Genomic DNA, 26,588 nt, shown 5'->3' with positions numbered 1-26,588 from the left:
GCTCGCCCTGCTGCTGTGTCCACCGGTGAGCTCGCGAGCTCGCTCACTGCTCGCCCTCGAGCCGGCGCAGTTCCTCCTCGACGATCGACTCGTCGAGCTTCTTGAACACCGGGGTGGGCGGCGACAGCGGCGTCCCCGGCTGCAGCGGCCGGGAGGCCCAGACCGCCTGGGCCGACGCGTAGTCGCCGGTGATGACCGGGTAGGGCGAGCCGTCGTCGAGGTCGGTGACCTCGTCGACGCGCGGCGCCGGCGACCACATGCCGGTGCCCCCGAGCAGCTCGTGGATCTTCTGCGCCGAGTGCGGGAGGAACGGCGTGAGCAGCGCGTTGCAGTCGCTGACCGCCTGCAGCGCGGTGTGCAGGACGGTGTCCCGGCGGGCCGGGTCCTCCTTGAGCTTCCACGGCGCCTGGTCGGACAGGTACTTGTTCGCCTCGCCGACGACGCGCATCGCCTCGGTGGCGGCGGCCTTCTGCCGGTTGCGGGAGAGCAGCTCGCCGATCGGGCCGAACGCGCCCTGCGTCGTGGCCAGCAGCGCGCGGTCGGCGTCGGTCAGCTCGCCCGGCGTGGGGACGGCGCCGACGTTCTTGGCCGCCATCGACACCGAGCGGTTGACCAGGTTGCCCCAGCCGGCGACCAGCTCGTCGTTGTTGCGGCGGCGGAACTCCGACCAGGTGAAGTCGGTGTCCTGGGTCTCCGGCCCGGCGGCGGCGATGAAGTAGCGCAGCGCGTCGGCGTCGTAGCGGGCGAGGAAGTCCCGCACGTAGATGACGACCTGCCGGGAGGAGGAGAACTTGCGCCCCTCCATGGTGAGGAACTCGCTGGAGACCACCTCGGTGGGCAGGTTGAGCCGGCCGAGGGACCCCGCCGTGCCGCCCTTGTCGCCCTCGCCGTTGTAGCCGAGCAGCTGGGCGGGCCAGATCTCGGCGTGGAAGACGATGTTGTCCTTGCCCATGAAGTAGTAGGCGTCGGCGTCCGGCGTCTGCCACCACTGCCGCCACGCGTCGTCGTCCCCCGACCGGCGGGCCCACTCGATCGACGCCGACAGGTAGCCGACGACGGCGTCGAACCACACGTAGATGCGCTTGTCGGGGCGGTCGATCCAGCCCTCCAGCGGCACCCGCACACCCCAGTCGATGTCGCGGGTGTAGCTGCGCGGCTTGAGGTCGGTGAGCAGGTTCTTGGCGAAGTTGAGGACGTTGGGCCGCCACCCCGAGCGGCTGTCCAGCCAGGTGCCCAGCGCCCGGGTGAAGGCGGGCAGGTCGAGGAAGTAGTGCTCCTCCTCGACGAACTTCGGCGTCTCGCCGTTGATCCGGCTCACCGGGTTGATCAGGTCGACCGGGTCGAGCTGGTTGCCGCAGTTGTCGCACTGGTCGCCGCGGGCGCCGTCGTAGCCGCAGATGGGGCAGGTGCCCTCGATGTAGCGGTCGGGCAGGGTGCGCCCGGTCGACGGGCTGATCGCGCCCAGCGTCGTCTTCGGGAAGACGTACCCGTTCTTCAGCAGCCCGAGGAAGATCTCCTGGCTGATCGCGGCGTGGTTGGCCGTCGTCGTCCGGGTGAACAGGTCGTAGGACAGCCCCAGCGACTGCAGGTCACCGACGATGACCCGGTTGTTCCGGTCGGCGATCTCCCGCGGGGAGACGCCCTCGGCGTCGGCGGCGACCGTGATCGGCGTCCCGTGCTCGTCGGTTCCGCTGACCATCAGCACCCGGTCGCCCACCATGCGGTGGTAGCGGCTGAAGACGTCCGAGGGGACGCCGAAGCCGGAGACGTGGCCGATGTGCCGCGGACCGTTGGCGTAGGGCCAGGCCACGGCGGTCAGGATGTGCCGATCACTCACGCTTCCTCCTCGCTGGCGCTCGTCGGCCGCGCTCGTGGCACTGCTGTGCCCCCGCGCGAGCTCGCGAGCTCGCTCGCGTGTCAACAGTACGGAGCGCCGTCCACCTGGCTCAGGGCTGGCTGGTGCCCGCCGTCGCCGCGCTGCCGGGCGTCTCCGGCGGGGTGGGGGCGACGAGGGCGATCGTCAGCAGGGCCAGGCCGATCACGCCGACGGTGGCGGCGCGCAGGGCCGGGTGCGCCGGTGCCGGCTCCGGCGGCCGGGTCGAGGCGCGGGGCCCGGCGGCCACCCAGGCCACGGCCGTGGGGGCGCCGGCGAGCAGCAGCTTGCCCACCGGGACGCCGAGCGCCATCAGGACCAGGGCCGGCCCCGGGAGGGACGCCGGCAGGCCGTCGAGCAGCGGCGTCCCGAGGCTGAGGCCCAGCAGGACGGCGAGCAGCCCGATCTCGGCGGTGGCCACGCCCGTGTGGAGGCGCCGCCCCGAGCCGTCGGCGAGCAGCACGCCACCGCCGGCGCAGAGCACCACCCAGCCGGCCAGGACCAGCAGGACGACGGCGACGACCAGCCCGGAGGGCCGCAGCGGGGACAGCAGCAGGCCGTCGAGGCCGGTCAGCGCGCCCGCGACCAGCGCCACGGCCTCCACCCCCGCGACCCCGGCGGCGGCCACGACCGTCACCGGCGGACGGCGCCGCGCCGGCGCGACGGTGGTGCGGGGGTCGAGGACGGTGCTCGCCACGGGGCTGCTCTCCCTGGCCGGGGACGACGGTCACCGGTCGGGTCGGCGCGGGCGGGAGCCCGCTGAACGCCCGCGGGGAGGGGCCTCACCCCTCCGGGGGAGTCAGCGGCGGGCGATGTTGTCGGCAGCCGACATCCGCTCCCCGGTGGCCATCCGGCTGCGTCTGCGGCCGTAGACGAAGTACATGCCGATGCCGAGCGCCATCCAGACGAGGAAGCGCAGCCATGTGTCGGTGGGCAGGTTCGACATGAGCCACAGCGAGGCCAGTGCCGAGACGATCGGCAGGACCGGGACCCATGGCACCCGGAAGGAGCGGTGCAGGTCCGGGCGGGTCCGCCGCAGCACCCAGACGCCGATCGAGACGAGGAAGAAGGCGAAGAGCGTGCCGATGTTCACCAGTTCGGCGAGTGCGGTGAGCGGGACGAACCCGGCGAGCAGCGCGACCACGATCCCGGTGGCGATGGTGATGCGGTACGGGGTGCCGTACCGCGCGTGGACCTTCGCCAGGCCGGGCGGCAGCAGGTGGTCACGGCTCATCGCGAACAGCACCCGCGACTGGCCGAGCATCAGGATCATGACCACCGAGGTGAGCCCGGCCAGCGCGCCCAGCGAGATGATGCTCGAGAAGACCGGCATCCCGTTCGCGGAGAACGCGCCCGCGAGCGGTGCAGTGGCGCTCAGCTCCGTGTAGTTCTGCATGCCGACGACCACGAGGGACACCGCCACGTACAGCGCGGTGCAGATCGCCAGCGAGCCGAGGATCCCGCGGGGCATGTCCCGCTTGGGGTCACGGGTCTCCTCGGCGGCGGTGGCGACGATGTCGAAGCCGATGAACGCGAAGAACACGATGGCGGCGCCGGCGAGCACGCCGCCCCAGCCGTACGTGCCCGGGCTGAACCCGGTGAGCACCGAGATCAACGGCGTGTGCAGCCAGCCCTCCTCCCCCGCGGTCGCGGGCTGGGCCGGCGGCACGAACGGCGAGTAGTTCTCGGCCTTGGTGTAGAAGAACCCGACCACGATCACCAGCAGGACGACGACGAGCTTGATCGCCACGATGGTCGCGGTCACTCGCGACGAGAGCTTGATCCCCAGGATCAGGACGCCGGTCATCAGCAGGGTGATGAGGATCGCCGGGATGTTGACCGTCGCCGTCTCGCCCGCGATCGACGACGGCAGGGGCGTGCCGACGTCGTCCAGGAGCTGGTTGAGGTAGCCCGACCAGCCCACCGCGACCGTGGCGGCGCCCAGGGCCAGCTCGAGGACGAGGTCCCACCCGATGATCCAGGCGATGAACTCGCCGAAGGTCGCGTACGAGAACGTGTAGGCCGACCCGGCCACCGGCACGGTGGAGGCGAACTCGGCGTAGCAGATCGCGGCCAGACCGCAGACCACGCCGGCGATCACGAAGGAGATCGCGACCGCCGGGCCGGCCTGGTCACGGGCCACCAGCCCGGTGAGCACGAAGATGCCGGTGCCGATGATCACCCCGACCCCGAACACCGTGAGGTCGAGACCCGACAGGTTCTTCTTCAGCCGGTGTTCGGGCTCGTCGGTGTCGCGGATGGAGTCCTCGACGGACTTGACCCGACGCGTGTTCGTTGCCACAGCGCCTCCTCGCGGTCCACCGGCCGACCCGGCCGAGCTCCTCCCGGCAGCGTGGCACGGGTGCAGCGAGCCTGCATGCCTACGCTGACGTGCTGGACGGGACAGGAGGAGGAGCCAGGGATGACCGGCACGGAGATCCCCCGCAGCACGCCGGGCGGGCCGCTGCCGGAGCCGCCGACGCTGCGACCGCGTCCGGCGGGACCGCCGCGGGCGACGCCGAGCCGGCCCGACGGCGTGGGCCCGGTTGTCGACTGCGCCGTCTACGTCGACGGACGCCGGCAGGCCCCGGTCGACCCCGAGGAGGCGCTGCAGACGGCCGTGGCTCAGGGCGGCTTCGTGTGGCTCGGGCTGTACGAGCCCACCGAGGAGGAGCTCGGCCGGATCGCCGAGCGGTACGGCCTGCACCCGCTGGCGGTGGAGGACGCCGTCTACGCCCACCAGCGGCCCAAGCTCGAGCGCTACGACGACGCCCTGTTCATGGTGCTCAAGACCGCGACGTACGTGGAGCACGACCGGCTCACCGCGACCAGCGAGGTCGTCGACACCGGCGAGGTCATGGTCTTCCTCGGCCGGGACCACGTGATCACGGTCCGGCACGGGGAGCACGGTCAGCTCGCCGGCCTGCGCCGCAGCCTGGAGGAGCAGCGCGAGCTGCTGTGCCTGGGGCCCGCCGCGGTCCTCTACGCGGTGGCCGACCACGTCGTCGACGACTTCGTGGACGTGGCCGGGGCGGTCGAGGAGGACGTCGACGAGCTCGAGGCGTCGGTGTTCAGCGACCGGCGCACCGACGACATCGGCCGGCTCTACCAGCTCAAGCGCGAGCTGATGTCGCTGCGGCGGGCGGTGTCGCCGCTGGAGGTCCCGCTGCAGCGGCTCGCCGAGCGGCAGATCGACGTGATCCCGCAGCCGATGCGGTCCTACTTCCGCGACGTCGAGGACCACGCCATCCGGGTGCGCGACCAGGTCGCCGGCCTCGACGAGCTGCTGACCTCGATCCTGCAGGCGTCGCTGGCCCGGACCTCCCAGGCCGACAACGAGGACATGCGCAAGATCTCGGCGTGGGCCGGCATCATCGCCGTCCCCACCGCGATCGCCGGGATCTACGGGATGAACTTCGAGTTCATGCCGGAGCTGCACTGGCGCTTCGGCTACCCGCTGGTGCTCCTGGTGATCATCGGCGCCTGCGTGCTCCTGTACCGCGGCTTCAAGCGCAACGGCTGGCTCTGAGAGGTCCGCGGTCTTCACCGTCGGCTCGGATTCACGCTGTGTGCACACACCGCGAACAGGACGGCATCGGATTCGCGCTGTGTGCACACACCGTCATCGGGTGAGCGCCGCCCGGATCGTCGCCACGAGCTGCGCGGGACGGTGCAGGTCCGATGCGGTGACGAAGACCACCGTCCAACCCGCAGCCTGGAGTCGGTTGAGGCGCCTCCGGTCCTTCGCGAACTGGCCGGGCTCGGCGTGCCACGCGCCGTCGTACTCGACGGCGATCCTGAGCTCGGGCCACGCGAAGTCGACCCGGGCGACCTCGTGGCCCTCGTGCCGGACGACGTACTGGGCCACCGGCGCCGGTAACCCGCTGTCGACCATCAGGAGGCGCAACCGGGTCTCCTGCGGCGACTCGGCCCGGCCGTCCGCTCGGCGACAGGCCCGTCGGACGCGGGCGGACGCCGCACCTGGGACGTCGACCCGAGCGCGGATCGACTCGAGGTCGACGAGTCCCGCGACGGCCATGCGGTCGATGGCGACGACGGCGTCGTCCGGAGCGAGCACCGCCGCAGCCCGGACGGTCGCCGACTCCGGCGAGAAAAGACGCACCCGGTCCAGCACCCGAACGTCGTCCGGGTCCAGCAGCAGTCGCCGGACCCGGACGCCGGGGATGCGGCGGGGATGCGCTCCCGGCCCTAGGACGACCTCCACGTCGTCCCGCTCGTCGGCGAGTTCCACGCCCCACAGGACCGCGGCGCTCAGGCCCGAGACGACCGCGCCGGGGAGGAGGACCCGAGCCGCGGCTCGCGCACGCAGCCGGTGCGAGTCGGGCACCCGCGCGTCGACGTAGACGTCCCGGTAGACCCGGCGACAGGACGGGCCGCGCAACGCCGCGGGAGTGAGCAGGCCACGGTCCACCACGTCGGTCCCGCGGAAGACGCGGCCTCGCAGCGATTCGGGGAGAGGGGTCGCGGCTGGCATGCGCGCACGCTCGCCGAGCCGGCCCGCGCGGCCTCTCCCGTCGTCCACAGCGAACGTCTTGTGCACACATCGGCCTCCGGGCGGGCGTCGGACCGCGCTGTGTGCACACGACGCTCAAGGCGCGGGGGTCAGTCGGCCTTCGCGGCGAGGACGGCGTCGTAGACGGTGCGCCGCGGCAGCCCCGTGCGGACGACGACGGCGCGGATGGCGTCCTTGCGGGTGGCACCGGCGGCCTCCTCGTCCGCCACCAGGGCGGCCAGCTGCGCGGGGTCGACCGCCACCGGGCCGGCCGGCGCCCCACCCACCACCAGGGTGATCTCCCCGCGCACGCCCTCGGCCGCCCACGACGCCAGCTCGGCCAGCGACCCGCGGCGGACCTCCTCGTGGGTCTTGGTCAGCTCCCGGCAGACGGCGGCCGGGCGGTCCGGGCCGAACGCGGCCGCGGCGTCGGTGAGTGCGTCGGCCAGCCGGTGCGGCGACTCGAAGAAGACCATCGTGCGGCGCTCGTCGGCCAGCCCGGCCAGCCGCGACCGCCGCTCCCCGCCCTTGCGCGGCAGGAAGCCCTCGAAGCAGAACCGGTCCACCGGCAGGCCCGACACCGCCAGCGCCGTCGTCACCGCCGAGGGCCCGGGGACCGAGGTCACCGCGTGGCCCGCGTCGATCGCCGCCCGCACCAGCGTGTAGCCCGGGTCGGACACGGACGGCATGCCGGCGTCGGTGAGCAGCAGGACGGTCGCCCCAGAGGCCAGCGCGTCGAGCAGCCCGGGCAGCCGGGAGCGCTCCACCGACTCGTGGAAGGTGACCACCCGCCCGGTGAGGGTCACCTCGAGGTCGGCGGCCAGCCGGTGCAGGCGGCGGGTGTCCTCGACCGCGAGCACGTCCGCCGACGCCATCGCCGACCGCAGCCGCGGCCCGACGTCGCCGGGCTGGCCGAGCGGGGCACCACCGAGCACGAGGCGTCCAGTCACGCGCGCGAGCCTGTCACGCCGGAGCTCGCCGGCCCGCCTGCAGGGGCCGGGCGCCGGCTCCAGCGTGCCGGGGGCGGGCGGGTCCGTTCACTACCCTGGCCCCATGGCGGTGCTGGCTCCCGATCGCACGGACCGGGAGCCCGGCGAGCCCTGGTCCGGCCGGGTGCGGCGCCCGCCGGTCCCCCGCCCCCGCCGCGACCGCACCCCGCCGCTGCCGGCCGACCGGCGGCTGTCCTGGGTGCTGGCGGCGGTGCTGGGCGCGGTCACCTTCGCCGTCCGGATCTGGGACCTCAGCTACCCCTCGGACCTGCTGTTCGACGAGGCCTACTACCCGCCCGAGGCGAACGAGCTGCTCGAGTGGGGCCACGAGTACAACCGCGGCTACACGTTCATCGTCCACCCGCCGCTGGGCAAGTGGCTGATCGCCGGTGGCATCCACCTGTTCGGCTACGACTCGTTCGGCTGGCGGTTCCCGTCCGCGGTGGCGGGCACCGTCGCCGTCGTCGTCCTCACCCGGCTGGGCCGGCGGCTGACCGGGTCGACGCTGCTCGGGCTGGTCGCCGGGCTGCTGCTGGCGCTGGACGGGTTCGCCTTCTCGCTGTCGCGCATCGGCCTGCTCGACGTCTTCCTGCAGGTCTTCGTCGTCGGCGCGGTGGCCTGCCTGGTGGTCGACCGCGACCGGGTGCGCGACCGCATCCGGGCCGCGCAGCCCACCGCCGGCTTCCGGCTGGGCCCGCGCGGCTGGCGGATCGCGGCCGGGTTCCTCTTCGGCTGCGCCTGCGCGGTCAAGTGGAGCGGGGTGTACTTCCTCGCCCTGTTCGCCGTCCTGTCGCTGTTCTGGGACCGGGCCGCCTGGCGGGAGGCCGGCGTCGCGCGCCCGACCCTCACCGCCGCGCGGCGCGGGCTGCCCGGGGCGCTGTGGGCGCTGGCCGCCGTCCCGGTGCTCACCTACCTCGCGAGCTTCACCGGCTGGTTCCTCGGGGAGACCTCGCAGGGCCGGGCCTGGGCGCAGCAGAACCCGGAGACGGCGTTCCCGTGGGTCCCCGACGCGCTGCGCTCGCTGTGGCACCAGCACGCCGAGTGGCTGCGGTTCCACAGCGGCCTGTCGACGCCGCACCCGTGGGAGTCCGGACCGTGGTCGTGGCTGGTGGACGGCCGGCCGATCCTGCTGTGGAACCCGCAGGGGCTCACCGACGCCGCGGGCGATCAGGTGGTCCGGTACATCCTCATGGTCGGGACGCCGACGCTGTGGTTCGCCTTCGCGCCGGCGCTGGTCTGGCTGGCCTGGCGCCTGGTGGCCCGGCGCGACCCCGCCGCTCTGCTGGTGGCCACCGCGATCGCCGCCGGGTGGGGCACCTGGTTCCTCAACCCCGAGCGGACCATGTTCGTCTTCTACATGGCCCCGGTGGTGCCGTTCTTCGTGCTGGCCGTGGTGCTGGTCCTGCAGGACGTGCTCGGCCGACCGGACAGCGACCGCTGGCGCCGCCAGGTCGGGCTGGGTGCGGTGGCGCTCTACGTCGGCGTGGTGGCGGCGACCTTCGTCTTCTTCTACCCGGTGCTGACCGGGCAGCCGCTGTCGCACGCCGAGTGGCTGGACCGGATGTGGTTCCCCTCGTGGTTCTGATCCCGGGTGGCACACCCCGATAGTTGGGGTCTACAACAGATTGGTGTGAGCGCACACGGAGCCGGCATGTTCCGGCAGCCCAAGGCCGTCTACGCCGTCGCCTTCGCCTGCGTGGTGAGCTTCATGGGGATCGGTCTGGTCGACCCGATCCTCCCCGCGCTGTCCGAGCAGCTGCAGGCCTCGCCCAGCCAGGTGACGCTGCTGTTCACCAGCTACCTGGTGGTCACCGCGGTCGCGATGCTCGGCACCAACTGGGTGTCCAGCCGGCTGGGGGCCAAGCGCACGCTGATCGCGGGCCTGACGGTGATCGTCGTCTTCTCGGCCCTCGCCGGGTTCTCGGGCTCGGTGGGCCAGGTCGTCGGCTTCCGCGCGGGCTGGGGGCTGGGCAACGCGCTGTTCATCGCCACCTCGCTGGCGGTCATCGTCGCCTCGGCGTCGGGCGGCTTCGCCGGCGCGATCGTGCTCTACGAGGCCGCCCTCGGCCTGGGCATCGCCGCCGGCCCGCTGCTGGGCGGCCTGCTCGGCGACATCAGCTGGCGCGGCCCGTTCTTCGGCGTCGCCTGCCTCATGGCGATCGCGCTGGTCGCCACCGCCGTCCTGCTCGACCCGACGCCCACCCCGCCGCACCGCAGCACGCTCTCGGCGCCGCTGCGGGCGCTGCGCCACCGCGGGCTGCTGACGATGAGCGTCACGGCGCTGCTCTACAACTGGGGCTTCTTCACGATGATGGGCTACGCGCCCTTCCCGATGGGCCTCTCCGCGATGCGGCTGGGCCTGGTCTTCTTCGGCTGGGGCCTGCTCGTGGCGTTCTTCTCCGTCATCGGCGCCCCGGTCCTGCAGCGCCGCTTCGGCACCGCGCCGGCCCTCTACGCGGCCCTGGCGCTGTTCACCGTCGACCTCGTGGTCATGGCCGTCGGCGCGGAGTCGGTCCCGGTGCTCATCACCACCGTCATCGTCAGCGGGGCCTTCATCGGCATCAACAACACGCTGACCACCCAGGCGGTCATGCTGGTCGCCCCCGTCGAGCGCCCGGTCGCCTCGGCCGCGTACGGCTTCGTCCGCTTCCTCGGTGGCGGCCTGGCGCCCTTCGCCGCCGGCAAGCTCGCCGAGGCGGCCGGGGTGCACGTGCCCTTCGCCGTGGGCGCGGGAGCCGTGGTCGCCGGCATCGCGGTCCTGGCCACCGGTCACCGGCTGCTCGCGCAGGCCGACGCCGGCCTGGACGAGGACGGCGCCGCCGCGGAGACCCACGGCCGGGTGGACGACGTGGCCGGCGAGGTGGCCGACGAGTTCGGCGGCGCACCCGGCGCGATCGACAGCGAGGTGCAGGTGGCCCACCCCCGCGCCCGCGCCTGAGCGGGCCGACCTCCGTACCGTGACGACCCAGGCAGACCTGCGCACCGGCACGGAGGAGACGGCGATGACCAGCGCACAGGACCGACCGCGGGTGCTGACCGGGGTGGACGGTGACGTCTGGGCGATCACCCTCGACCGTCCCGAGGCCGGCAACGCCCTCGACCCGGCGATGGCCGCCGAGCTGGCCGCGGCGGTGCGCGACCGCCCCGCCGAGACCCGCACGGTGCTGCTGCTCGGCAACGGGGACCGGTTCTGCGTCGGGGGCGACGTGCGCGCCTTCGCCGGGGTGGACGACCCGGCCACCTACGTCGGGCAGCTCGCGCAGGACTGGCACCAGGTCATCCGGGCGCTGCTGTACTGCCCGGTGCCCGTGGTCGCCGGCGTGCAGGGCGCGGTCGCCGGCGCGGGCGTCGGGCTGATGGGGGCCTGCGACATCGTCGTCTGCGCGCGGTCGACCAAGATCCGCCCGGCCTACGGCGCGATCGGCTACTCCCCGGACGGCGGGAGCTCGTGGGCGCTGACCCGTGCCCTCGGTGCCCCGCGGGCCCTGGAGCTGATGCTCACCAACGGCGCGCTCACCGCCGCCGAGGCGCACATGTTCGGCCTGGTCGCCCGCCTCGTGGAGGACGAGGAGGTGCACCAGGCGGCGATCGCGCTGGCGCAGGCGGTCGCGGCGGGCCCGGTGCGCGCGATGGTGCGCACCCGCGCGCTGGTGCGGCAGGCCGCCGTCCGGACCCTCGAGCAGCAGCTGGACGACGAGGCGCGGCTGATCGCCGAGTCCGCCGCCGACCCCGAGGGCAGAGAGGGCGTGCGGGCCTTCGTGGAGAAGCGCCAGCCCGACTTCCGCAGCGCGCGCTAGACCACGTCGGCCGGCAGCGCCTCGAAGGAGGCCCGGGCCTCGACCCCGGCCGCGTCGGTGACGGTCGCCGTCACGACCAGCCGGGTGCCCTCCCCGTGGTCGACGAACGGCCGGGAGTACTCCGGCCCCTCGAAGGACTCCCCCGGGTGCTCGTGGCACAGCCCGGCGCTGCAGTGCACCAGCACCTCGCTCCACCGGACCGTCAGCGGCCCGTCCTCGGCGTCGGTGCCCTCCGCGGTGGCCTGCACCAGGTCGCCAGGGACGTAGCGGCGCTCCGGCGGGGGCGGGGTCAGCGTCAGCACCGGCGGGGAGTTGCCCGGGACGACGGTCAGCGTCGTGCTCGCCTCCGCCCCGCCGGGGTCGGTGACCGTGAGCCGGGCGGTGACCGGTCCGGGGTCGGCGTAGGTGTGCTGCACCCGGACGCCCTCGCCGGTGGTGCCGTCGCCGAAGTCCCACCGGTGGGTCAGCGGCTCGCCGTCCCACTCGCTGGACGCGCTGCCGTCGAAGGTGACCGTGCGGGTGGCCGCGTCGACGGTGGCGGTGGCCCGCGCGGTCGGCGGCCGGTTCCCGGGCGCGTAGACGAGCCGCTTGAGCACGCTGCCGCCGATGTCGGCCCAGACGACGTCGCCGTTGTCCGGGGCCGAGGCGAACGCCACGGGCAGCCCGTTGCCCGCGCCGAAGCCCTCGGCCTCCGGCTCGCGGACCAGCCGCCCGTCGGCGTCGGAGCGCAGCGTGTAGACCCGCTGGGACGAGTAGTCGCCGAAGAAGTAGGCGCCCTGGTACTCCGCCGGGTACGCGCTGCCGGTGTAGACGACGCCGCCGGTGATGGACGTGCCGGCCGGTCCGTGCCGGTAGGTCCACAGCGGCGCGGTGTTCGCCGCGTCCTCGCAGCCGGGCAGGTCGCGGTAGCCGGGGGTGCGCTCCTCCCCCTCCCAGCACGGCCAGCCGTAGCTGGCCCCGGGCCGGACGACGTCGACCTCCTCCCACGTCCCCCAGCCGACGTCGCCGAGGATCGGCGCCCCGGTCACCGGGTCGAGGCTGAAGCGGAACGGGCTGCGGAAGCCGCCGGCGTACACCCGGCTCTGCCAGCTCGCCGGGTCGTCCTCGTCGTAGAACGGGTTGCCGGGGACGCCGCGACCGTCGGGCAGCAGGTGCAGGAGCTTGCCGTAGCCGCTGGTGGGGTCCAGGGCGCGCAGGGCGAGCGGGTCCATGGCCCGGAAGTCGGCGCTGTCGCCGATGGTGACCCACAGCGAGCCGTCGGGGTCGGCGACCACCCCGGTCAGGGCGTGCACGTCGGACCCGGCCGGCAGCTCGAGGACGACCTGCTCGTCGGTCAGCTCCGCGTCGGTGAGGGTCCAGGCCGACAGGCGCATCGTCCACCCGCCGTCGACGTCGAGCGTGCGGCCGGTGTAGACCGTCCCGTCGGGCGCGACCTCGACGGCGACCAGCCCCAGGTCGCCGGTGGTCACGACGGGGAGTTCGGCGACCGTCCGCGCCTCCCCGGACGGCGCCACCCGGGCCACCCGCCCGTTCTTGCCGGTGGTGAGCCAGCCCCCGTCGGGCAGGAAGGCGACGTCGGTGAGCAGCTCGTCCTGGCCGCTGGGCAGGTCGACGACGACGAACCCCGACGTCAGCGTCGGCGCGGCCGCGGCCGACCCGGAAGTGACCACCACCGCCCCGGCGACCAGGGCCACGAGGACGCCCAGCCGCACCGCGGCACGGGCCCCCCGGGAGGAACCGCCTCGCTCTCGCGTCACGCCGCGCGACGCTCCTGGAGGGCAGTGGCCGCGACAAACGCAACACGCGGGTGCCGCGCGACGCACCGGGGGCGGACGCACGATGGGTGGCCGGTCGTGCGCGATCTGCTTCCACGCGACCGAGACGGTCCCGGCCGGTGACGGAACGCCGCCCGGAGATGCAGCAGGCCCCGCCCGGTCTCCCGGGCGGGGCCTGCTGTGTCGGGGTGGAGCTGAGGGGATTTGAACCCCTGACCCCCTCGATGCGAACGAGGTGCGCTACCGGACTGCGCTACAGCCCCTGACGGGAGACGAGTCTACCGTCCGCCCGCCCCGCCCCCGCCACCGGCCTCCTGTCAGCCGTTGACGACCTTGCGCGGCTGGTAGACGTCGATGTCGGCGAAGCCGATGTCGTCATCGTCCAGGCCCACGACGGCGCTGTTCTGCCAGCCGGCCGGCGCCGCGGCGCGGGCTGCGACGACACGGCCGGGGCGCAGCGGGTGCACCGGCGCGAGCGGCAGGCTCGGGTGCGGCAGGTCGACGGGGTGGTGGTGCACCTCCTCGGCGACCGGCGCCTCCGCCACCGGCGCGTGGCGCGGCGCCGGCACCGGGCGGGCGGCGGGCCGCGCACCCGGCTGACGGGCGGCGCGGGCGGCGGCCCGGGCGGCGCGGCGGGCGGCCAGCCGCTCCCGGCGCGCGGCGGCGCGCAGCACCATCAGGTAGGCCACGACCGCGAGGTCGAGCACGCCCTGGGCGATCCACAGCCAGGGGCTGTAGAACAGCGCGCCGACCAGGGCCAGCAGCGTGAGCGCCACCAGGCCGGCCAGCGTGCGACGGCGCACCGCGTGCACGTCGACCCGCAGCTCGCCGGAGGTCAGCAGGGCCCCGCGGTCGATCGCGACCTTCTCGGTCTCGGCATAGAGCGCCGGGTCCACCACTCGTCGCCGCTGCAGGGTCCGGCCGGAATCGGTCAGACCGCCGCGACCCGCCTGGGAGTCACCGCGGGTCACCACCATCGGGACCAGCACGACGAACCACAGCACGACCAGAGCGGCCAGCAGCACGCCCGAACCCATCCAGAACACCACCCGTCACACGAGTCACTTGCCGGGCGAAGTTACGGCCTGCACTCCCCCGTTCGGGGGAGGCGCGCGGGCGTGTCACTGAAGTGTCGTGTGACTGGAGTGTCGTCGGCACGGCGTGTCGACAAAGACCCTCGCGGGGGACGACCGCCGGCGTGGTAGGGCGCCCCGGGTCAGCGGGGTCCGCCGGACCGCCAACGGGAGAGGACCCCCTCCGGCGCGTCCTCGGCGAGCAGTGCGTAGCACCGGTGGTCGCGCCAGTCGCCGTCGATGTCCAGGTAGCGGCGCAGCAGTCCCTCGGCCCGGAACCCGAGCCGCTCCACCAGGCGCTGGCTCGGGCCGTTCTCCGGCCGGATGTCGGCCTGCAGCCGGTGCAGCCGCGCCGGGCCGAACGCGTGGTCGCACACCAGCGCCACCGCCAGCGTGGCCAGCCCCCGGCCGGCCACCGAGCGGTCGATCCAGTAGCCGAGGTTGCCCGACCGCAGGGCTCCCCGGACGACGTTGTCGATGGTCACCTGCCCGGCCAGCCGCCCGTCGACGCGGACGACGAACGGCAGCGTCGTCCCGGCGACCGCGCGGCGGAGCACCGCGCGGCGCATCACCCGGTACGACTGCGGGGTGTGCCGGGCCGCCCACGGCGAGGGCGCGGTCGGCTCCCACGGGGACAGCCACGCCTCGTTGGCCAGCCGGACCCGGCTCCACTCCTCGGCGTCCCGGCGGCGCGGCGGGTGCAGCTCGACCGGTCCGAAGGACAGGCGGGCGGGCCACCCGGGGTGCAGCGCGGGGTCGGGCACGGGTCGGCTCAGCCGCCCAGCAGCAGGGGCATGACGGTGACGAGCCCCCCGGCGGCGACCTCGGTGACGTCCTCGTCGACCACGATCAGGCAGTTGGCCCGCGCCATGCGCGCCAGCATCGCCTCGTCGCCGTCCCCCAGGGGCTCGACCACGTAGCCGCCGTCGGGGTGGCGCATGACCTGGCCGTGCAGGTACTGCCGGTAGCCCAGCGGGGAGGTCAGCTGCTCGGCGGCGATCGCCTGCACGGTGCGGCGGAACAGCTGCCGCTTGCCGAGCATGAGCCGGATCGCCGGCCGCACGAACACCTCGAAGGCGACGAGGGCCGCGACCGGCTCCCCGGGCACGCAGATGACCGGGACGCCGTCGCGGCCCAGCCGGCCGAAGCCCTGCACCGGGCCCGGGTGCATGAACACCGGGGAGAACCGCATGTCCCCGAGCTCGGCCAGCACCTCGCGCACCATGTCGCCCTCGGCGGCGAGGGTGCCGGAGATGAGGACCAGGTCGCTGCGCAGCAGCTGGCTCTCCAGCACCTCCGACAGCCGGCGCCGGTCGGCGGGCACGATGCCCGACCGGTAGGCCTCGGCCCCCGCGTCGCGCGCGGCGGCCGCCAGCGCGTAGCTGTTCACGTCGACGACCTGGCCGGGGGCCGGCGGGGTGCTGATGTCGACCAGCTCGGCGCCCGCAGAGAGGACGGCGATCCGCGGGCGGGGGCGCACCAGCACGCGGTCGCGGCCGACCGCCGCGAGCAGGCTGATCTGGGCAGGCCCGATGGGGGTGCCGACCTGCACCGCCGTCGTCCCGGGCGCGACGTCGTCACCGGTGCGGCGCACGTAGCCGCCGGGCGCCACGCCCGCGTGCACGGCCACCGTGGCCATGCCCCGGTCGGTCCACACCGCGGGGACGACGACGTCGGCGCCGGTGGGCAGCATCGCGCCGGCGGCCACCTTCATCGCCAGCCCGGGGCCGATGGACGACGGTCCGCTGGCGCCGGTGTCGGTCTCCCCCACGACCGCCAGCGAGGCCGGCTCGCCGGGGGTGGCGCCCTCGATGTCGAGGGCGCGGGCGGCGTACCCCTCCAGGGCGGCCTGGTCGAACGCCGGCAGCGCCCGCTGGCTGACGACCTCCTCCGCGCAGAGCAGCCCCTGCGCGTCGAGGACGGCCAGCTCGATCGGGTCCGGCTGCGGCACCGCGGAGAGGATCTCGTCGAGCTGCTGCTCGACCGTCCGCGGTGCGGGCGGCTCGACCGCGCTGGGGGGCGGCGGGACCTGACCTCGGTCGATCGCGGTCGTCTCGTGGCTGCCCTCCGCCGCCTGGGGCAGCACCGTGCCCCGGCGCAGGTCCATCGCCGTGGTGTCCCGCTGTCCTGCGGGCGTCCCGCGCGTGCCGTCCTCGGTCATTCCCACCACGGAGGTCGATGCTGCCCCCTGAGGGGCCGCGCTCAGGCCTGCGACGCGCCCTTCGGTGACAGGTCGGCCACGAACTCGGTCAGCCAGGCCCGCAGCGGCGGGCCGAGGTCGTCGCGCTCGGAGGCGAGCTGGATCACCGCCTTGAGGTAGTCCAGCCGGTCGCCGGTGTCGTAGCGGCGGCCGCGGAACACCACGCCGTGCACCGGCTCGCCGCGCTCGACGAGGGTGGCCAGGGCGTCGGTCAGCTGGATCTCCCCGCCGCGGCCGGGCGCGGTCTCCCGCAGCACGGCGAAGACCTCCGGCGCCAGCACGTAGCGGCCGATGATGGCCAGGCTGCTGGGGGCCTCGTCCACGGGTGGCTTCTCGACCAGGCCGGTGACGGCGACGACGTCGCCCTCGGCGTCCTCCACCGCGACCGCGCCGTACTTGTCGATGTTCTCCCGCCCGACGTCGAGCAGGGCGATCACCGAGCCACCGTGCTGCGCCTGGACCTCCAGCATCTGCTCGAGCAGGAGGTCGCGGGCGTCGATGAGGTCGTCACCCAGCAGCACGGCGAACGGCTCGTCACCGACGAAAGCCGCGGCCTGCAGCACCGCGTGCCCCAGCCCGCGGGCCTCGCCCTGGCGCACGAAGTGCACCTGGGCCACGTCGGTCGAGGCCTGGACGGCGGCGAGCCGGTCGGCGTCGCCCTTCTTCTCCAGCGCGGTCTCGAGCTCGGGGTTGCGGTCGAAGAAGTCCTCGATCGACGCCTTGTTGCGCCCGGTGACCATGAGCACCTCGGCCAGCCCGGCGCGCGCGGCCTCCTCGACGATGTACTGCAGCGCGGGCCGGTCGACGACCGGCAGCAGCTCCTTGGGCACCGCCTTGGTGGCCGGCAGGAACCGCGTCCCCAGTCCCGCGACCGGGATGACGGCCTTCCGCGCCGGGCGGGAGCTCGAAGTGGGCATGACCGGAGCCTAGTGAGGGGGCCGACCACCGGCCCTGGCTAGCCTGCGACGGTGCCCCCTCCGGATGACGTGGTCGACGTCAAGGCGGCGCTGCGCACCCGGTTCCGCGCCCGGCGCGAGGCGCGCCCGGCCGACGAGCGGGCCGCGGCGGCCGCCGCGGTCACCGCCGCCCTGCTGGGCGGGCTGGCCGGCGTCCGGACGCTGGCGGCCTTCGTCCCCGACGCCACCGAACCGGGAGCGGGTCGGCTGCCGGCGGCCTACAGCCGGCTCGGGGCGCGGGTGCTGTTGCCGGTGGTGCCCGCCGAGGGGCGGGAGCTGGGCTGGGCGGTGGACCGCGGCCGGTTGGCGCCGGGGCGCTTCGGGCTGCTGGAGCCGCTGGGCCCGCGGCTGGGGCCGACCGCGCTCGGGACGGCGGAGGTCGTCGTCGTCCCGGCGGTGGCGGTGGCGCGCTCGGGCGTGCGGCTGGGGCGGGGCGGCGGGTACTACGACCGGGCCCTCCGGCACGCCCGCCCCGAGGCCCGGCTGGTGGCCCTGGTGTTCGACGACGAGCTGGTCGACGAGCTGCCGTCGGAGCCGCACGACCGGCTGGTGACCGCGGTCGTCACGCCGTCCGGGGGCTGGGAGGCGCTACCGACCGGTCACTGAGACAGTGATCACGCCCTCGTCCCCCGACGCCGTGGGAGCCCACCGTGTCACCCGAGATCGTCACCATCCTCGCGCTCGTCGTGATCTTCGCGATCGCGACGTTCCTGCCGATCAACATGGGCGCGCTGGCTTTCACCGCTGCGTTCATCGTCGGCACGCTGTCGGTCGGGTTGACCACCGACGACATCCTGGCCGGCTTCCCCGCCGAGCTGGTGGTGACGCTGATCGGCGTCACCTACCTGTTCGCCATCGCCCAGAACAACGGCACCGTCGACCTGCTGGTCCGGGGCGCCGTGCGACTGGTCGGCGGCCACGTCGCGGCCATCCCGTGGATCATGTTCTTCGTCACCGCGCTGCTCACCGCGATCGGCGCCCTCTCCCCCGCCGCGGTGGCGATCATCGCCCCGATCGCGCTGACCTTCGCCGTCCGGCACGGGATCAACCCGCTGCTCATGGGCATGATGGTGATCCACGGGGCCCAGGGCGGCGGGTTCTCACCGATCAGCGTCTACGGCGTCACGGTCAACACGATCGTCGACGACGAGGGCCTGCCGGGCAGCCCGGTCGCGGTCTTCCTCGGCAGCCTGTTCTTCAACCTGGCCATCGCGCTGGTGCTCTTCATCGTGCTCGGCGGCCGCCAGCTGCTCGGCCGGAAGGTCGCCGCCACGGTGCCGGTGGAGGCCGAGCGGGAGGAGGCCACCGTCGTCCGCGGGCACGGCGCCTCGCCCGGCCCGGCCGTGGGCGGCGGCGACGGCACGGTGGGCGGCGGCACGACCGGCGGCGACCGGACGACGGGTGGGGCCGGCGGCGGTGACATCGCCGAACCGGCGAACCCGAAGGTCACGATCGACCAGGTCCTGACCCTCGTCGGCCTGGCCGTCGTCGCGGTCCTGGCCCTGGTGTTCGACCTCGACATCGGTTTCGTGGCGATCACCGTCGCGACGGTGCTGGCCCTCTTCGCCGCCGCCCGGCACAAGAACGCCGTCAGCCAGATCAGCTGGTCGACCGTGCTGCTCATCGCCGGCGTGCTGAGCTACGTGTTCGTCCTGCAGGAGGCCGGCGCGATCGACTACGTCGGTGAGGCGGTCACCGGTCTGGGCGCACCGCTGCTGGTGGCCCTGCTGCTCTGCTACATCGGCGCGATCGTGTCGGCGTTCGCGTCGTCCGTCGCGATCATCGGGGTCGCCATCGCGCTGGCGGTGCCGTTCCTGCAGGGCGGGACCATCGGCGCCGTGGGAGTCGTGGTGGCCCTGTCGGTGTCCTCGACCATCGTCGACGTGAGCCCGTTCTCGACCAACGGGGCCCTGGTGCTCGCCAACGCCCAGGACGTCGACAAGGACCGCTTCTACAAGCAGATCCTCGCCTACGCCGGGATCGTCGTCGCCGTCGGACCGCTGCTGGCCTGGCTGGTGTTCGTCGTCATCCCGTCGTGGTTCTGACCGGAACGGAGACCTGAACGTGTCTGGACCGCTCGACGGCGTCCTCGTCGTCGACCTGACCCGCGCCCTCGCCGGCCCGCACGCCGGGATGATGCTGGGTGACCTCGGCGCCCGCGTCATCAAGGTGGAGAGCCCCGGCACCGGGGACGACACCCGCGGCTGGGGGCCGCCGTTCGTCTGGCCCGGGGGTGGTGGGGCGGGCGACGACTCAGCCGGCGACCGGGAGTCCACCTACTTCCTCTGCACGAACCGCAACAAGGAGTCGGTGACCCTCGACCTCAAGGACGACGGCGACAAGGAGCTGCTGCGCGAGCTCGTCCGCCGCGCCGACGTGCTGCTGGAGAACTTCCGCCCGGGCACCCTGGCCCGGCTCGGCTTCGGCACCGACGTGCTCGAGTCGCTCAACCCGCGGCTGGTGACCCTGTCCATCAGCGGGTTCGGCCACGACGGGCCCGAGGGCGGGCGCGCCGGGTACGACCAGATCGCCCAGGGCGAGGCGGGCCTGATGTCGCTGACCGGGCCCGGCCCGGACGACCCGCAGCGCGTCGGCGTCCCGATCGGCGACCTGCTCGCCGGCATGTACGGCGCCTACGGCGTGCTGGCCGCGCTCATCGAGCGGGAGCGCACCGGCCGCGGCCAGGTGGTGCGCACCTCGCTGCTCGCCGCGATCGTCGGCGTGCACGCCTTCCAGGGGACGGCGTGGACGGTGGCGGGCAAGGTGGGCCGCGCGCAGGGCAACCACCACCCCTCGATCGCGCCGTACGGGCTGTTCCACTGCAAGGGCGGCAGCGTGCAGCTGTCCTGCGGCTCCGAGGGGCTCTGGCGCAAGCTGTGCGCCGAGTTCGGCCTGGACCCCGACGCCCCCGGCCTGGCCACCAACGGCGAGCGGGTGGGCAACCGCCAGCAGGTGATCGAGCTGCTGGAGCGGACCTTCGCCGACATCCCCCCGGAGGAGCTGCTGGCCCGGCTGGCCGCCGCGGGCATCCCGGCGGGCAAGGTGCGCTCTATCGACGAGGTCTACGGGTGGGACCAGACCCTGTCGCAGGGCCTGCTGGTCGACGTCGAGCACGCCACCCTCGGCCGGCTGCAGCTGCCCGGCCCGCCGCTGCGGTTCTTCGCCGCCGGCCCGGACGGCGAGACCGAGACCACCCGCCGGGACCACGCCGCGCCCCCGGTGCTGGGCTCCTCCAACGAGGCGATCCGCGCCTGGCTGCAGCAGTGAGTCGCCTGCTCGACGCGCGGGCGCTGCGGGACCTCGTCCTCGACCCCGGCTCGTGGCGGAGCTGGGACTCCCCCGTCGAGATCGGGGACGTGCCCGAGGAGTACGCCGCAGAGCTGGCCCGCGCGGCGGAGAAGTCCCGGCAGGACGAGGCGATCATCACCGGGGAGGGCCTGCTGCGCGGCCGGCGGGTGGCCGTGCTCGCCGGCGAGTTCGGCTTCCTCGCCGGCTCGATCGGCACCGCCGCCGCCGAGCGGCTGATCGCCGCGGTGGAACGGGCCACCGAGGAGGGGCTGCCGCTGCTGGCCGCGCCGGTGTCCGGTGGCACCCGCATGCAGGAGGGCACCGTCGCGTTCCTGCAGATGATCGGGATCACCGCGGCCATCGCCCGGCACAAGGAGGCCGGGCTGCCGTACCTGGTCTACCTGCGGCACCCGACCTTCGGCGGCGTCCTGGCCTCGTGGGGGTCGCTGGGCCACGTGACCATCGCCGAACCGGGCGCCTCCGTCGGGTTCCTCGGCGCGCGGGTCTACCAGGCGCTCTACGGCGAGCCGTTCCCCGAGGGCGTCCAGACCGCCGAGAACCTCGCCGCGCACGGGGTCATCGACGCCGTCGTCCCGCACGAGGAGATCGCCGACGTCGCGGACCGGGCGCTGCGGGTGCTCGCCGCCCGCCAGACCTGGCACCACGACGTCCGGGACGCCGAACGGCCGACCGCCGAGGACGGCACGGACGCCGACGACCCGGAGGACGGCCGCTCCGCCTGGGACGTCGTCACCGCCTCGCGGCGCCCGGACCGCCCTGGCGTGCGCCGGCTGCTGCGGACGGCGGCCACCGACATCGTCGGCCTCTCCGGCACCGGCGCCGGCGAGAAGGACCCCGGGCTGCTGCTGGCCCTGGCCCGCTTCGGCGGTGCGCCGTGCGTCGTCCTCGGCCAGGACCGGCGCGGCCAGTCCCTGACGGCGCCGCTGGGACCGGCCGCGCTGCGGGAGGCCCGGCGCGGGATGCGGCTGGCCGCCGAGCTGCGGTTGCCGCTGGTCACCCTGATCGACACCCCGGGCGCGGCGCTGTCGAAGGAGGCCGAGGAGGGCGGGCTGGCCGCCGAGATCGCCCGCTGCCTGCAGGACCTGGTGATGCTCAAGGCGCCCACGCTGGCCGTGCTGCTCGGTCAGGGCACCGGCGGCGGGGCGCTGGCGCTGGTGCCGGCCGACCGCGTGCTGGCGGCGGCCAACGGCTGGCTGGGCCCGCTGCCGCCGGAGGGCGCCTCGGCGATCGTGCACCGGACCGTCGACCGCGCCGGGGAGATGGCCGCCTCGCAGGGCGTGCGCGCCACCGACCTGTGGCGGGCCGGGATCGTCGACCGGGTGGTGCCCGAGCGGCCCGACGCCGCCGACGAGCCCGTGGAGTTCTGCCGGCGGCTGGGCCGCGTGCTCGGCGAGGAGCTGGCCGATCTGCTCGGCCGGGACGACGGCGAGCGGTTCCGCCGCCGGCTGCACCGCTACCGGCACCTGGGGCGCTGAGCGACGCCCCTGCCTTGGCCGGGAGCAGCGAGGGGCTCGCCGCGGCTCCGGTGGGTCAGGATGCGCGCGTGGACCGACGACCCGTCCGGCTGCGGCCCGACCCCTCCGCGCCGCGCCCTCCGGACGGCGTGTGGCCGGTGACCGTGCCGGCGGTCGCACAGTAGAAGGACCCCGTCCCCGAGCCCTTCGCACGCTCAGGGCACGCCAGGACGGGGCCGAGGTCGGCTCCTGGGGGTTGCGGGAGGCGCGCTGGGCCGACCTGGAGCTCACCGCGAACTGGCAGCAGTTCCTCGGCGACCCGCCGTCCTTCCTGCGGCACCTGACCTGGGGGTCAGGCGGCGGTCTCCCGGGCGGTCAGGCCCCACGCCCGCGCGACCAGCTCGAGGCTGCGCACCCGTTCGTCGACGCCGTGGGTGGACGCGGTCAGCATGAGCTCGTCGGCGCCGGTGTCGGCGGCCAGCCGCCGCAGCCGGTCGACCGCTGAGCCGACGTCGCCGACGATCGCGTTGCTCGCCATCCCCTCGGCCGCGGCCCGCTCGGGGTCGACCTCGGCCTCCTCGGTGGTGGGCACCGGCCGCAGCCGGTTGAGCCGGATCGACAGCCGCATCAGCTGCCCGGGCAGCGCCAGCCGGCGGGCCTGCTCGTCGGTCTCGGCGGCCAGCACGTTCGCCGTCACGATCGTGTACGGCCGCTCCAGCACCGGTGAGGGCCGGAAGGTGTCGCGGTAGAGCTCGACGGCGGTCAGCGTGTGCGGGCTGCCGAAGTGGTGGGCGAAGGCGAAGGGCAGCCCGAGGTGGCCGGCCAGCTGCGCGGAGAACCCGCTGGAGCCCAGCAGCACGACCTGCGGCGCGGACGACGCCGCCGGGGTGGCGCGGAACTTGTCTGCGAGCCCGCCCTCGACGCGGGGGTCGCCGAACAGGCCGAGCAGGTCGATCAGGTGCTGCGGGAAGTCGTCGGCGGAGAGCGCGGCGGGGTCGCGGCGCAGGGCGACCGCCGTCTGCTGGTCGGTGCCCGGTGCCCGGCCGATGCCCAGGTCGACGCGGCCCGGGTGCAGCGCCTCCAGCAGCGCGAACTGCTCGGCGACGACCAGCGGCGCGTGGTTGGGCAGCATCACGCCGCCCGAGCCGATCCGGATCCGCTCGGTCACCGCGGCCAGGTGCGCGATCAGTACCGGCGGGTTGGTGCTGGCCACCGCCGGCATGTTGTGGTGCTCGGCGACCCACAGCCGGGTGTACCCGAGGCGGTCGGCGGCCTGCGCCACGCGGGTGGTGGCGGCCAGCGCATCGGCGGTGGACTGCCCCGACCCGACGGTGGCCAGCTCGAGGACGGACAGCGGCAGCGGCTCGGACATCACCCGCGGCAACACGGCGACGCCGTCCCCACTTCCCGGGTCACCCGACGGTGACACGGGTCGGGTTCCGCGCCGCGGTCCGCTCCTCGCTCGTCCCTCGCTGCGATGCTCCCGCGGCTGTCACCCGACGGTGACACGGGTCGGGTTCCGCGCCGCGGTCCGCTCCTCGCTCGTCCCTCGCTGCGATGCTCCCGCGGCTGTCACCCGACGTCGGCGCCGTGCTCCAGACGCAGGCTGTGGTCCGGGTCGAGCCGCTCGATGACGGCGTGCAGCGCCTCGCCCAGCGCCTTGACCTGCTCGTCGGTGAGCGGGTCGAACAGCGCCGCCCGGACGGCCTCCACGTGGCCGGGCGCGACCGAGCGGACGACGTCCCACCCGGCGTCGGTGAGGACGGCGACGTTGCCGCGGCCGTCCTCGGGCGAGCGCTCCCGGCGCACCCAGCCGCGCTCCTCCAGCCGTGCCACCGTGTGCGACAGCCGGCTCTGCGACTGGTTGGCCCGCCGGGCCAGGTCGCTCATGCGACGGCTGCGGCCGGGCGCCTCCGAGAGCATCGCGAGGACGACGTACGCGGCGTGGGTCAGCCCGGCGTCGCGCTGCAGCTGGGCGTCGAGCACCCGCGGGACCAGCTCGGCCACGGTCAACCAGGCCCGCCAGGTCTGCTGCTGCTGTTCGTCGAGCCACTCCTGCGCCACGAACCGAACCGTACTGGCGTGTTCCGGGTCGGCCGCGGGCCGGAGGACCGGGTCCGCGGCAGGACGTTGGGCCCGCCTTCCCACGCCCGGTGGCCCGGCCGCCCGCCGGGAATGTCCCGGCGCGGAGGACGTTGACAGCAGTGCCGGTCCGCTACGTGCCCCCGGGCCTCAACTCCCGCCGCTGCGTGCGGCCACTCGCCGAGAGGCGGCCGTCGGACCGGCGCACAGACCCAGGCGGCCCCTCGTGCTCGTGACACTCGTCGCCCGCACGTGGACGTCGCGCGTTCCAACCCGCATCATTGGCAGTCGCCGGGTGAGAGTGCCAGCCCGGCCCGTCCGACGAGGAGCTCCGCCGTGCCCACGTACCAGTACGCCTGCACCAACCCCGAGGGCAGGCACGAGTTCGAGGTCGTGCAGTCCTTCACCGACGCGCCGGTGGGCGAGTGCCCGTCGTGCGGCAGCACGGTGCGCAAGGTGTACGGCTCCGTGGGCGTCGTCTTCAAGGGCTCGGGCTTCTACCGCACCGACAGCCGGTCGAGCTCCTCGTCCAGCGAGAAGGCCGGCTCCGCCACGAAGGAGCCCGCCGCCGCGTCGAGCAGCAGTTCGTCCTCGTCCTCCTCGTCGTCGTCCACCGGCAGCTCCTCGACGTCGAGCTCCTCGGCCGGCAAGGCCGCCGCCAGCTGACGCCGGCCGGTCCACAGGCCGGCCCTCCCTCCACAACCCGGCGGTAGCCGCCCCCGGGACGGATCCGACCCGCCAGCGTGGACGCATGCGTCTGCGCCGTCCCCGCTCGCCGCTGCACACCGCCCGGCGGGCCCTCGCCGGGCTCCTGGCCGCCGCCGCCCTGGTGCTGGCCCTGCGCCCGGCTCCGGCGCCGGCGGCCGCGGCCGCCGCGGCGACCGTGCCGGTGGTCGTCGCCGCGGCCGACCTGGCCCCCGGTGTCGTGCTCGGCACCGGCGACCTCACCCTGGCCCGCTACCCCGCCGCCCTGCGCCCCGCCGGGGCGGCGGCCGACCCCGCGGCGCTGGTGGGCGCCACCCTCGCCGGAGGGGTGCGCGCCGGGGAGCCGCTGACCGACGCCGCCGTGGTGGGCGCCGGCCTGACCGCGCAGCTGGCCGAGGGGGAGGTGGCCGCGCCGGTGCGGCCGGCCGACCTGGCGGTCAGCGGGCTGGTCCGGCCCGGCGACCGGGTCGACGTCCTCGCCACGACACCCGGCGCCGAGCGCGCCGAGGTCGTCGCCGCCGGCGCCCTCGTGCTCGCCGCCCCGGGGCCGGACGACGCCGACGACGGGCTGCTGCTCCTCGCGGTGGACGCCGCCACCGCCGCGGAGCTGGCCGCCGCGGCCACGACCGCGACGCTGACCCTCAGCCTCCCGCCCCCGGCGTGACCGGCGCCGGGCCGGTGTGGGTGGATGGCGTCCATGCTGAAGGGCTTCAAGGACTTCCTGCTCCGCGGCAACGTCGTCGACCTGGCCGTCGCGGTCGTCATCGGGGCGGCCTTCACCGCGGTCGTCAGCCAGTTCACCGCGTCGTTCCTCGAGCCGCTCATCGCGCTGTTCGGGGGCGGCGGCATCGAGGGCGGCACGTTCACGGTCAACGGCCAGGTGTTCGACTGGGCGGCGTTCGTCAACGCGGTCATCACCTTCGGGATCACCGCCGCGGTCGTCTACTTCCTCGTCGTGCTGCCGATGAAGACGATCATGGAGCGGCGCCAGCGCGGAGAGGAGCCCGGCCCCGTGGCCCCCACGCAGGTGGAGCTGCTCGTCGAGATCCGCGACCTGCTGCGCGCCCAGCAGGGCACTGGCCCTGGCCCCGACCCGTCCGGCCCGGGGACGACGACGCTGCCCGGTCAACTGTGAGCCCTCAGTCGCTGCCCCAGTGCGGCGGCCGGTCCTCCAGGTAGCGGCGGTCGGCGGAGGAGGCCTCGTCGGGTCGCTCGCCCCACCCGAGGTCACGGTCGTCCGGTGCCCGATCCGCCCGGACGGCCGGTGCCGGCCCGGGCGGCTCCACCGGCTCGCGGCCCAGCCCCTCGAGGACCTCCACCGACGGCAGCGCGGCCAGCGCGGGCCCGGGCACGGCGAGCTTGCTGCCGCGGGTGCCCGACCCGACGACGACGAGGTCCGTGGCCGCCACCGCGGCGTCGACCAGCACCGGCCAGGACGACGGCAGCCCGATCGGGGTGATGCCGCCGTAGGCCATGCCGCTCTCGGCGACCGCGACGTCCTGCGGGGCGAAGGACGCCTTGCGCGCGCCCAGGTGCCGGCGCACCAGCCCGTTGACGTCGGCGCGGGCGCTCGCCGGCACCAGGCACGCGGCCATCGTCGTCTGCCCGGCCCGGCGGGCGGCCACCACCACGCAGTTGGCCGACGCCTCCAGGGGCACCCCGTAGGCCTCGGTGAACGCGGCGGTGTCGGCGAGGTCGTCGTCGATCTCCGCCACCCACGCCGGCCCGGTGAGGTCCGCGAGCGCCGCGGCCACCGCGGCGGCCAGCAGGTCGGGCCGGTCGGCGGCGGGCAGCCAGGTCAGCGAGCCGAGCTGGGGGGCGTCCGAGGGGGTCGCAGGCACGGACCGATCCTGCCCCGCCGG

General features: G+C 74.7%; 24 protein-coding genes and 1 tRNA gene. 11 read left to right on the top strand and 14 right to left on the bottom strand.

Going from position 1 to position 26,588, the window contains the following annotated elements:
* Positions 1–43: 43 nt before the first annotated feature.
* From metG to ACI789_RS21885, 3 genes are all read right to left on the bottom strand, one after another.
* Positions 44–1,837, bottom strand: a complete 1,794-nt coding sequence (gene metG / locus ACI789_RS21895; RefSeq protein WP_457011549.1) for a methionine--tRNA ligase — start codon at positions 1,835–1,837, stop codon at positions 44–46.
* Positions 1,838–1,946: 109 nt separating this feature from the next.
* Positions 1,947–2,570: a hypothetical protein gene (locus ACI789_RS21890; protein WP_457011548.1), complete on the bottom strand. Its 624-nt coding sequence runs from the start codon at positions 2,568–2,570 to the stop codon at positions 1,947–1,949.
* A gap of 102 nt (positions 2,571–2,672) precedes the next feature.
* Positions 2,673–4,175 (bottom strand): amino acid permease, encoded by a 1,503-nt coding sequence (locus ACI789_RS21885; RefSeq protein WP_457011547.1) that lies wholly within the window; start codon positions 4,173–4,175, stop codon positions 2,673–2,675.
* A 120-nt stretch (positions 4,176–4,295) separates the two neighbouring features.
* On the opposite strand from ACI789_RS21885, the gene corA reads away from it, so the two are divergent.
* Positions 4,296–5,402 carry a magnesium/cobalt transporter CorA gene (gene corA / locus ACI789_RS21880; protein WP_457011546.1) on the top strand — a complete coding sequence of 369 codons (1,107 nt, stop codon included), beginning with the start codon at positions 4,296–4,298 and terminating at the stop codon, positions 5,400–5,402.
* Between the two features lie 93 nt (positions 5,403–5,495).
* Here corA and ACI789_RS21875 read toward each other — a convergent pair whose 3' ends face one another.
* Both ACI789_RS21875 and rsmI read right to left on the bottom strand, forming a co-directional pair.
* A complete protein-coding gene (locus ACI789_RS21875) occupies positions 5,496–6,368 on the bottom strand; it encodes an endonuclease domain-containing protein (RefSeq protein ID WP_457011544.1) in 873 nt (290 codons plus the stop codon).
* A 128-nt stretch (positions 6,369–6,496) separates the two neighbouring features.
* Entirely contained in the window at positions 6,497–7,336 is an 840-nt protein-coding gene (gene rsmI, locus ACI789_RS21870) for a 16S rRNA (cytidine(1402)-2'-O)-methyltransferase (protein ID WP_457011543.1), read from the bottom strand.
* A 103-nt stretch (positions 7,337–7,439) separates the two neighbouring features.
* Between rsmI and ACI789_RS21865 the strand changes: the two genes are divergently transcribed.
* From ACI789_RS21865 to ACI789_RS21855, 3 genes are all read left to right on the top strand, one after another.
* Positions 7,440–8,960, top strand: coding sequence for a dolichyl-phosphate-mannose--protein mannosyltransferase (locus ACI789_RS21865; RefSeq protein WP_457011541.1), 1,521 nt, complete (start codon positions 7,440–7,442; stop codon positions 8,958–8,960).
* Between the two features lie 45 nt (positions 8,961–9,005).
* Positions 9,006–10,313: an MFS transporter gene (locus tag ACI789_RS21860; RefSeq protein WP_457011539.1), complete on the top strand. Its 1,308-nt coding sequence runs from the start codon at positions 9,006–9,008 to the stop codon at positions 10,311–10,313.
* Positions 10,314–10,377: 64 nt separating this feature from the next.
* Positions 10,378–11,172, top strand: a complete 795-nt coding sequence (locus ACI789_RS21855) for an enoyl-CoA hydratase/isomerase family protein (RefSeq protein ID WP_457011538.1) — start codon at positions 10,378–10,380, stop codon at positions 11,170–11,172.
* Here the strand turns inward: ACI789_RS21855 and ACI789_RS21850 are convergent.
* From ACI789_RS21850 to galU, 6 genes are all read right to left on the bottom strand, one after another.
* On the bottom strand, positions 11,169–12,929 hold the full coding sequence (locus tag ACI789_RS21850) for a PQQ-dependent sugar dehydrogenase (protein WP_457011537.1): 1,761 nt from the start codon (positions 12,927–12,929) through the stop codon (positions 11,169–11,171). The genes ACI789_RS21855 and ACI789_RS21850 overlap by 4 nt on opposite strands.
* Before the next feature lie 207 nt (positions 12,930–13,136).
* Positions 13,137–13,210, bottom strand: a tRNA-Ala gene (locus ACI789_RS21845).
* A gap of 54 nt (positions 13,211–13,264) precedes the next feature.
* Positions 13,265–13,984 (bottom strand): divisome protein SepX/GlpR, encoded by a 720-nt coding sequence (sepX, locus tag ACI789_RS21840; protein ID WP_456917163.1) that lies wholly within the window; start codon positions 13,982–13,984, stop codon positions 13,265–13,267.
* Between the two features lie 179 nt (positions 13,985–14,163).
* On the bottom strand, positions 14,164–14,784 hold the full coding sequence (locus ACI789_RS21835) for a GNAT family N-acetyltransferase (protein WP_457011536.1): 621 nt from the start codon (positions 14,782–14,784) through the stop codon (positions 14,164–14,166).
* 8 nt (positions 14,785–14,792) lie between these two features.
* Positions 14,793–16,181, bottom strand: coding sequence for a molybdotransferase-like divisome protein Glp (glp, locus tag ACI789_RS21830; RefSeq protein ID WP_457011561.1), 1,389 nt, complete (start codon positions 16,179–16,181; stop codon positions 14,793–14,795).
* 41 nt (positions 16,182–16,222) lie between these two features.
* Entirely contained in the window at positions 16,223–17,137 is a 915-nt protein-coding gene (gene galU / locus ACI789_RS21825) for a UTP--glucose-1-phosphate uridylyltransferase GalU (protein WP_457011534.1), read from the bottom strand.
* 51 nt (positions 17,138–17,188) lie between these two features.
* Here galU and ACI789_RS21820 point away from each other — a divergent pair, with 51 nt between their 5' ends.
* Genes ACI789_RS21820 through ACI789_RS21805 form a run of 4 tightly spaced genes read left to right on the top strand, consistent with a single transcriptional unit; the run spans position 17,189 to position 21,960 of the window.
* A complete protein-coding gene (locus ACI789_RS21820) occupies positions 17,189–17,782 on the top strand; it encodes a 5-formyltetrahydrofolate cyclo-ligase (protein ID WP_457011533.1) in 594 nt (197 codons plus the stop codon).
* Positions 17,783–17,826: 44 nt separating this feature from the next.
* The gene (locus ACI789_RS21815; protein ID WP_457011532.1) at positions 17,827–19,221 is read left to right on the top strand and encodes an SLC13 family permease; all 1,395 of its coding nucleotides are present in this window, start codon (positions 17,827–17,829) and stop codon (positions 19,219–19,221) included.
* A 19-nt stretch (positions 19,222–19,240) separates the two neighbouring features.
* On the top strand, positions 19,241–20,443 hold the full coding sequence (locus tag ACI789_RS21810; protein WP_457011531.1) for a CaiB/BaiF CoA transferase family protein: 1,203 nt from the start codon (positions 19,241–19,243) through the stop codon (positions 20,441–20,443).
* Complete coding sequence (locus tag ACI789_RS21805) at positions 20,440–21,960, top strand: carboxyl transferase domain-containing protein (RefSeq protein ID WP_457011530.1); 1,521 nt, start codon at positions 20,440–20,442, stop codon at positions 21,958–21,960. Before ACI789_RS21810 ends, ACI789_RS21805 begins: the two co-directional genes overlap by 4 nt.
* A 331-nt stretch (positions 21,961–22,291) precedes the next feature.
* Here ACI789_RS21805 and ACI789_RS21800 read toward each other — a convergent pair whose 3' ends face one another.
* Both ACI789_RS21800 and ACI789_RS21795 read right to left on the bottom strand, forming a co-directional pair.
* Positions 22,292–23,326, bottom strand: a complete 1,035-nt coding sequence (locus tag ACI789_RS21800) for an LLM class flavin-dependent oxidoreductase (RefSeq protein ID WP_457011529.1) — start codon at positions 23,324–23,326, stop codon at positions 22,292–22,294.
* Between the two features lie 185 nt (positions 23,327–23,511).
* The gene (locus ACI789_RS21795; RefSeq protein WP_457011528.1) at positions 23,512–24,003 is read right to left on the bottom strand and encodes a MarR family winged helix-turn-helix transcriptional regulator; all 492 of its coding nucleotides are present in this window, start codon (positions 24,001–24,003) and stop codon (positions 23,512–23,514) included.
* 354 nt (positions 24,004–24,357) lie between these two features.
* Here ACI789_RS21795 and ACI789_RS21790 point away from each other — a divergent pair, with 354 nt between their 5' ends.
* The 3 genes from ACI789_RS21790 (at position 24,358) to mscL (ending at position 25,861) form a co-directional block, all read left to right on the top strand.
* Positions 24,358–24,687, top strand: a complete 330-nt coding sequence (locus ACI789_RS21790) for an FmdB family zinc ribbon protein (protein WP_457011526.1) — start codon at positions 24,358–24,360, stop codon at positions 24,685–24,687.
* A gap of 85 nt (positions 24,688–24,772) precedes the next feature.
* Complete coding sequence (gene cpaB / locus ACI789_RS21785) at positions 24,773–25,390, top strand: Flp pilus assembly protein CpaB (protein ID WP_457011524.1); 618 nt, start codon at positions 24,773–24,775, stop codon at positions 25,388–25,390.
* Positions 25,391–25,414: 24 nt separating this feature from the next.
* Entirely contained in the window at positions 25,415–25,861 is a 447-nt protein-coding gene (gene mscL, locus ACI789_RS21780) for a large conductance mechanosensitive channel protein MscL (protein ID WP_457011522.1), read from the top strand.
* Positions 25,862–25,865: 4 nt separating this feature from the next.
* Here the strand turns inward: mscL and ACI789_RS21775 are convergent, their stop codons facing one another.
* On the bottom strand, positions 25,866–26,567 hold the full coding sequence (locus ACI789_RS21775) for a YbaK/EbsC family protein (RefSeq protein ID WP_457011521.1): 702 nt from the start codon (positions 26,565–26,567) through the stop codon (positions 25,866–25,868).
* Positions 26,568–26,588: the final 21 nt, after the last annotated feature.

Source organism: Geodermatophilus sp. SYSU D00965 (assembly GCF_054050075.1).
Note: the sequence above shows the minus strand (reverse complement) of the source record. Positions and strands in the feature narration are given on the sequence as shown.

What these genes read in the sequence shown, in the direction of transcription:
- corA (WP_457011546.1), top strand. Translation starts at nt 4,296, where the DNA reads ATGACCGGCACGGAGATCCCCCGCAGCACGCCGGGCGGGCCGCTGCCG.
- mscL (WP_457011522.1), top strand. Translation starts at nt 25,415, where the DNA reads ATGGCGTCCATGCTGAAGGGCTTCAAGGACTTCCTGCTCCGCGGCAAC.
- cpaB (WP_457011524.1), top strand. Translation starts at nt 24,773, where the DNA reads ATGCGTCTGCGCCGTCCCCGCTCGCCGCTGCACACCGCCCGGCGGGCC.
- galU (WP_457011534.1), bottom strand. Translation starts at nt 17,137, where the DNA reads ATGCCCACTTCGAGCTCCCGCCCGGCGCGGAAGGCCGTCATCCCGGTC.
- sepX (WP_456917163.1), bottom strand. Translation starts at nt 13,984, where the DNA reads ATGGGTTCGGGCGTGCTGCTGGCCGCTCTGGTCGTGCTGTGGTTCGTC.
- ACI789_RS21875 (WP_457011544.1), bottom strand. Translation starts at nt 6,368, where the DNA reads ATGCCAGCCGCGACCCCTCTCCCCGAATCGCTGCGAGGCCGCGTCTTC.
- ACI789_RS21855 (WP_457011538.1), top strand. Translation starts at nt 10,378, where the DNA reads ATGACCAGCGCACAGGACCGACCGCGGGTGCTGACCGGGGTGGACGGT.
- glp (WP_457011561.1), bottom strand. Translation starts at nt 16,181, where the DNA reads ATGACCGAGGACGGCACGCGCGGGACGCCCGCAGGACAGCGGGACACC.
- ACI789_RS21865 (WP_457011541.1), top strand. Translation starts at nt 7,440, where the DNA reads ATGGCGGTGCTGGCTCCCGATCGCACGGACCGGGAGCCCGGCGAGCCC.